The sequence below is a fragment of the Flavobacteriales bacterium genome (genome assembly GCA_020435415.1).
Taxonomy (GTDB): Bacteria; Bacteroidota; Bacteroidia; order JACJYZ01; family JACJYZ01; genus JACJYZ01.
Window position 1 is genome coordinate 1 of sequence record JAGQZQ010000131.1, and the last position, 6656, is coordinate 6656.

Here is a 6656-nt window from a genome sequence, read left to right on the forward strand (position 1 = left end):
CATGCCGGAAGAACCGCTGGACATCCTGTGTCAGCAGATCGTAGCCGAAGTGGCTTGCGGCGACTACGAAGAAGCGGAGTTATACGAATTGGTCAAAGGCGCCTATCCCTACCGCAACCTGGACACAAAGATGTACCGGGATGTTCTTCGGATGCTGAGCGAGGGATACACCACACGCAAAGGAAGACGCGGCGCTTACCTGCACCATGACCGCATAAACAAAGTAGTGAAAGCCCGGAAAGGGGCCCGCCTGACCGCCATGATATCCGGTGGCGCCATTCCCGACAATTTTGAATTTGATGTACTCGAGGAGCCGGGCAGTGTGTTCGTGGGAACACTCAATGAAGACTTCGCCATTGAAAGTTTACCGGGAGATATTTTTCAGCTGGGCAATAAAACCTGGCGCATGTTGCGGATTGAGACCGGACGCGTGCGCGTTGAAGATGCCGATGGCCTCCCTCCCACCATCCCGTTCTGGTTCGGAGAAGCCGCAGGTCGCACGCCGGAATTGTCACAGGCCGTTTCCCGGTTCAGAGAAGAGGTGGCCGAACTGATCGGACCGGTAGAAGACATCCCACCGATCGATGCGGAAGGCAGTCAGGAACAGAATGAAGCATGGAAGCAACCTGCCCTGCAATACCTCACCGGGGAGATCGATCTGGAGCCTGCCGCCGCAGATCAGATCGTGATGTACATTGCCGCATCAAAGGCCGCATTGGGCGTTATCCCTTCCCAGAACAACCTGGTCCTGGAACGATTCTTTGATGAAGCGGGTGACATGCATCTCGTGGTACACAGTCCGTTCGGAAGCCGTCACAACAAGGCGTGGGGACTTTCTCTCCGGAAACGGTTCTGTAAGAAGTTCAATTTCGAATTGCAGGCGGCAGCCAACGAAGATGCCATTGTGCTCTCCCTGGGATCCACCCATAGCTTTCCCCTGGCTGAGGTTTTTCAATACCTGAAGAAAAACGTGGTGCGTGATATCCTTATCCAGGCGCTGTTCGATGCACCCATGTTTGAAGTGCGGTGGCGATGGAACGCTTCACGGGCGCTGGCCCTCCTGCGCAGAACTTCCAAAGGCAAAGTCCCGCCACAAATCCAGCGGATGCAGGCGGAGGACCTTGTAGCCCTCGTCTTTCCGGACCAGTTGGCTTGTTTTGAAAACATTCAGGGCGACCGGGAGATCCCGGATCATCCGTTGGTCCATCAAACGATCCATGACTGCCTCACCGAAGCCATGGATATCGAGAGCCTGGAAGCACTGCTGGAAAAGATAGAGAAGAAGGAAGTCAACATGATCGCATGTGACCTCAAAGAGCCTTCCCCCATCTCCCAGGAAATACTCAATGCCCGCCCCTATGCCTTTTTGGACAATGCGCCGGCGGAAGAACGACGTACCAATGCCATTCGCATGCGCAGATGGATAGATCCTGCTGAAGCACGTGAGATGGGCATGCTGGACCAGGTGGCGATTGACAATGTGCGACGGGAAGCCTGGCCTGAAGCGACTCAACCTGACGAACTTCATGACGCCCTGGTGTTAGCCGGGTTCATGAGTGATTCGGAAGGAAAAGCCAGAAAATGGGAAGGCTTATTCCAGTCGTTGGTGGATACCGGAAGAGCTGCCATCATCAACACCCCGGGAGAGAAATTATGGGTAGCTACGGAACGACTTCCGGAAGCACTGCTTATCTGGCCGGAAGGCCTGACCAATCAGGAAATACATATTCCGGAAGAATTAGCGGAAGAGTTCGCCAGCTCAGGAAATGATGCCCTCACCGAATTTGTCAGGGGACGCATGGAGATCATGGGCCCCACCCTGCCCGCCATGCTGGCCATTCCCATGGGGCTTGATGAAAGTGCGATCAACCAGGCACTGCTTGCCCTGGAGAACGACGGCTTTGTGTTCCGTGGTAAGTTCACGCCCGGCTGCGAAGAGGAAGAGTGGTGCGAACGCAGACTGCTGGCCCGGATTCACCGATATACCCTGAACAAACTCCGGAAAGAAATAGAACCGGTGTCCGCCATGGCGTTCATGCGCTTCCTTTTCAGGTGGCACAACATCGGAAGCGATCACCGCTCCGAAGGTCCCGATGCCTTGCGCGATACCTTAAGCAGACTGGAAGGATATGAAGCCCAGGCTGCAGCCTGGGAGGGAGACATTTTGCCGGCACGAATCAAAGATTATGACTACCTCTGGCTTGATGTTCTATGCATGTCGGGTATGACCGTATGGGGTAAGTTCAGGGTAAACAGCCAGCCGGAAACCATGCGTGGCCCCATCAAAACCACACCCATCGCCCTGGTAGGCCGAAGCGAGATCTCGTATTGGCGGGTATCCAATCAAAGCGACGAATCCCAGCTTTCCGATCATGCGGCCAAAATGCTGGACGTACTCCGTAAGCGTGGCGCGGACTTTTTCGGAAGCCTGGCGGAACATGCCGGACTGCTGCCCTCAGAAGCCAACAACGCCATCCAGGAACTGGTGGCACAGGGCTGGGTCACATCCGACAGCTTCACAGGCATCAGGGCATTGTTGATCCCAGACAAAGCCACGCGTGGAAGACGCAATACCAAAAAGGCCATGACCTTCTCCCTGGAACATGCCGGCAGATGGTCTCTATTACACAAAGATGTCGATCCGATCAAGTCGTCGCATCTCCATGAAAAAATGGCCCGGGTGCTGCTGCGCCGCTATGGTGTGGTCTGCCGCAAACTGGCCGACAGGGAAGCCGGCATGCCCGCATGGAGGGACCTTGTTAAGATTTACCGTATCATGGAAGCCCGCGGCGAAATTCGTGGCGGCAGATTCGTGGAAGGTCTTTGGGGAGAACAGTACGCCTTGCCGGAAGCCATTCCTCTGCTCAGAAAGGTACGCCAGGCAGAAGGCGATCAGTATATCACCCTCAGTGCCGCAGACCCGTTGAACCTGACAGGCATCATCACCAACGGTCGGCGCGTTGCGTCGATCTACAGCAACCGCATCCTTTATCATAACGGTGAACCAGTGGCCGCCAAAGAAGGCAAGGAAGTGAAATTCCTGAAAGAACCATCCGGCGAAGAAGAAGCATGGCAACTGAAGAACCTTGTGATCCGCAGGGATATTCCGCCGAAGCTCAGGGCGTATTTGGGAAAAGGGGTTGTTTGAAAAACGAAGGATGAAGAGTTAAGAGTTAAGAATGAAGGATTAAGGATTAAAGATTAAAGATTGGTAAACATAGGAAAGCCCCGAAGGGGTCACATCTTCGTAGAACCGTGTGTTGTTATGCCATTGAGCCCCGTAGGGGTGACATCTTCGTAGAATGAAAAATGGACGTGTCACCAGTAAACAGAGGAAAGCCCCGTAGGGGTAACATCTTCTTAGAAACGTATGTCATTATGCCATTAAGCCCCGGAGGGGTGGCATCTTCGTAGAACCGTGTGCCGTTATGCCATTCAGCCCCGGAGGGGTGACATCTTCGTAGAATAAAAATGAAAAATGGACGTGTCACCAGTAAACAGAGGAAAGCCCCGTAGGGGTGACATCTTCGTAGAACCGTGTGTTGTTATGCCATTAAGCCCCATAGGGGTGAAATCTTCGTAGAATTAATGCGGCACCTGATTTCATTATTATTGCTAATCCCATATCTGGGGTTCAGTCAAACAACCGGTGATCATACGCTGGACAAAAAAGTATTGACAGATACCATTGCCATAGAACTGGACTCTTCCGGGTTTTACCTGCTTAAACAGGTAGTCCCGCCATGCACGTTTAGCGGCGATAAAAACACATGGCACGTTAAAGATCTTAACAATGATGGAAAACAGGATTTGATATTTTCCGCACCATGTGGTTCGGTTTCAGGAGAAACCACCATTTATATCAATCGCAATGATTCCATCGAACCGGCTTTCAATGCATATGGCCAAGTGACACAAGTATTTCCTGATGCTGAAATGTCATTGGTATGCATATACAGACCCGCCTGCTGTTGTGCGTATTTTTCTGAATTTGAATTTGTCGTTATCAGCCGGAACGGGGCCATCATGTCAAAGACACTCTCCTATCATCAAGACACCCGGTTAAGTTTTGGAGATAACAGCAGATTGGAATTAATGTCGGGTATTATAAGGTCCTCTCCCACGGAAAACAACGAAATCCAGATTGATCCGTGTACATCAGAAGAGTTGATTGGAAACCAGGTCGTAACCATCACTGATCAAAAAGTGGTTATATTGAATACAGAAGGCAGCTGGCATTTGGTAATGTATCAAGTGAACAATAATTATGTTATTATTGGCTGGATAAAAAAATAGAATTCCGCACATTTCGTTTCAATCATTAAAAAACTCCGCGTTTACCATTATGAAAATCAACATTAAAGGAAAGATCTGGCGGATCACATTTGCCTTTCTTATCGGATTTGCCGTGCTGTTTGTATTCCGTCTGATATACGGCTATACCAGTAAATTCAAGGAAAGAGATCACGAATACTTCGGGTCATTCTTTGACGATGGCATGACCAAAAGAAATTACGCCAGTTCAAAATACGGATACACCAAGAGCCATGTTGAAGTGGCAGGAGACGTGGCTGTCGCAACCGAGGGTGGCGCCACCCATTACGACATCGACCAGAAATATGAGAAAACATCGGAGGTCAAAGCCAAGTCGGAGAATTTTGGAAAGGACAAAAAAACGATCCTGGATACCATCAAACAATACAATGCAATCATCCAGTATGAGAACAATGCTGGCAGCAAAGGCAACCGCGAGTGGCATGTATCCATCGGTGTTCAACCGGATAAGTTCGATGCCTTTGATCACTTCATCAGAAAGATAGGGATGGTTCGCTCTGCAGAAGTGACCAAGGTGGACAAGACCAATGAATTCAACAAACTGAATGCAAAAAAGGTATCCCTGGAAAAGATCCGCACCAGTCTGCTGGAACTCACGGGCAGACAAGGTCAGATCGATGAGTTCATCAATCTGCAAAACCGCATCCTGGAAATTGAGTCGCAACTGCAGGACCTGGGCGTACAGTTGGGCGATTTTGATGAAGAGAATGAATTCTGCACAGTCCGTTACTCCCTGATAGAAGGCCGTCCACCGGTCCCTATCAGTTTTATGCACCGACTGAAAGTGGCATTCGAGTGGACCGTCAAGTTCTATCTTCAGTTCATACTCATCGTTGTCCTGTGTACCTTCTCTGCATTCTTTATCCTGCTTATCTTTGACAAGCTGAAGATCCTATCAAATGTCATCAAAAAGCTAAATGAATAACGGTAATCACAAAAAGTTCTACGAAGATGTCACCCCTTCGGGGCTCAAAGGCATAACGCCCACGGTTCTACGAAGATATCACCCCTACGGGGCTGAATGGCATAATGACACTCGGTTCTACGAAGATGCCACCCCTCCGGGACTCAAAGGCATAATGATATACAGTTTTACGAAGACACCACCCCTACGGGGCTTTCCTCTGTTTACCAGTGACACGTCAGATTTTCATTCTTCATTCTTCATTCTTAACTCTTAACTCTCTCCTATGCCTCACTTCATCGTCGACTGCTCCGAATCCATCCTGACACAAAAGTCTCCGGACGAGATCATGGGCCTTATCAACCATACAGCATTTGCAAGCGGGTTGTTTGCAGAGAGCGGACCCGGCGGAATCAAGGTGAGGCTGGCACCGTATAAACACTATTACACGGTAAATGAAAAGGAGGACTTCATTCACGTCTTTGCCCATATCATGGAAGGGCGAACGGACCAACAAAAGAGGGCGCTCTCTGACATGGTAGTGAGCGCCCTGAAGGAGTTATTTCCTGATGTACCCGTGGTATCCATGAATGTGTATGAGTTCGATAAAGCCTCGTACACAAACCGAAACATGGTGACTTGATTCCTTATCAACCGGCATTACCACCTTTATCTTCTTCTCCAAGCCAATCCCATGCCTCGTTCATTTCAGGTACATCGAAATACTTCTCCTTAAACTTCACAAAGACGTTGTCCAGCTTCACCAGGGCCTTCAGCCAATCCTTATCGCCGATATAAGCCACTTTATGAATCTGGTTCCAGTGTTTCAAGCCAAGCCGCAACTCCTCCATCAGTGCACCCAATGATTCCCCTTTGACATTCAGCAGGGACACCAATAGGTTTACATATCCGAATTCTTTTTCAATCGCTTTCATTTCGGGTTCCAGAGATGCGATCTCCTTTTGGATGAGATATCCGCTCAGCTCTACCACCAGCGTGTCTTTGCGTAATGTACTTGTCTGTTTGATCATGATAATTGATTCTTAATTTGGTTCATAGGTTTAAAGCTATCCCAAAACATCAGCCAATGAATTGATCCGCATCAATGTCCGCCGTGAAGTTCATCACACATAACACCTCTGTGTAACTCTGTGCGACCTCTGCGAAACTCTGTGTTAAAACCAAACACGATATACCGCAAAAAAATCCAACACAGAGTACACAAAGGACACAGAGCAATCCTGTAATGAAATACCTCCGTGTAACTCTGTGAGACCTCTGTAAAACTCCGTGTGAAAACCAAACACGATATACCGCAAAAAAATCCAACACAGAGTACCCAAAGGACACAGAGCAGACCTGCAATGAGACACCTCCGTGTAACTCTGTGCAATCTCTGTGAAACTCCGTGTTAAAA

General features: G+C 49.4%; 5 protein-coding genes. 4 read left to right on the forward strand and 1 reads right to left on the reverse strand.

From position 1 onward, the window contains the following. From KDD36_14315 to KDD36_14330, 4 genes are all read left to right on the forward strand, one after another. Positions 1 to 3148, forward strand: a 3148-nt coding sequence (locus KDD36_14315; GenBank protein ID MCB0397822.1) for a hypothetical protein, incomplete at its 5' end; no start/stop codon positions are given. Positions 3149 to 3588: 440 nt separating this feature from the next. Next, positions 3589 to 4296 carry an FG-GAP repeat protein gene (locus KDD36_14320; GenBank protein ID MCB0397823.1) on the forward strand — a complete coding sequence of 236 codons (708 nt, stop codon included), beginning with the start codon at positions 3589 to 3591 and terminating at the stop codon, positions 4294 to 4296. A 49-nt stretch (positions 4297 to 4345) separates the two neighbouring features. After that, complete coding sequence (locus KDD36_14325) at positions 4346 to 5260, forward strand: DUF4349 domain-containing protein (GenBank protein ID MCB0397824.1); 915 nt, start codon at positions 4346 to 4348, stop codon at positions 5258 to 5260. 265 nt (positions 5261 to 5525) lie between these two features. After that, positions 5526 to 5882: a 5-carboxymethyl-2-hydroxymuconate Delta-isomerase gene (locus KDD36_14330; protein ID MCB0397825.1), complete on the forward strand. Its 357-nt coding sequence runs from the start codon at positions 5526 to 5528 to the stop codon at positions 5880 to 5882. A gap of 7 nt (positions 5883 to 5889) precedes the next feature. On the opposite strand, the gene KDD36_14335 is transcribed toward KDD36_14330, so the two are convergent. Continuing rightward, positions 5890 to 6270: an STAS/SEC14 domain-containing protein gene (locus KDD36_14335; protein MCB0397826.1), complete on the reverse strand. Its 381-nt coding sequence runs from the start codon at positions 6268 to 6270 to the stop codon at positions 5890 to 5892. Positions 6271 to 6656 lie beyond the last annotated feature (386 nt).

Coding starts and splice junctions, on each gene's coding strand:
- KDD36_14325 (MCB0397824.1), top strand. CDS start 4,346: ATGAAAATCAACATTAAAGGAAAGATCTGGCGGATCACATTTGCCTTT.
- KDD36_14330 (MCB0397825.1), top strand. CDS start 5,526: ATGCCTCACTTCATCGTCGACTGCTCCGAATCCATCCTGACACAAAAG.
- KDD36_14335 (MCB0397826.1), bottom strand. CDS start 6,270: ATGATCAAACAGACAAGTACATTACGCAAAGACACGCTGGTGGTAGAG.
- KDD36_14320 (MCB0397823.1), top strand. CDS start 3,589: ATGCGGCACCTGATTTCATTATTATTGCTAATCCCATATCTGGGGTTC.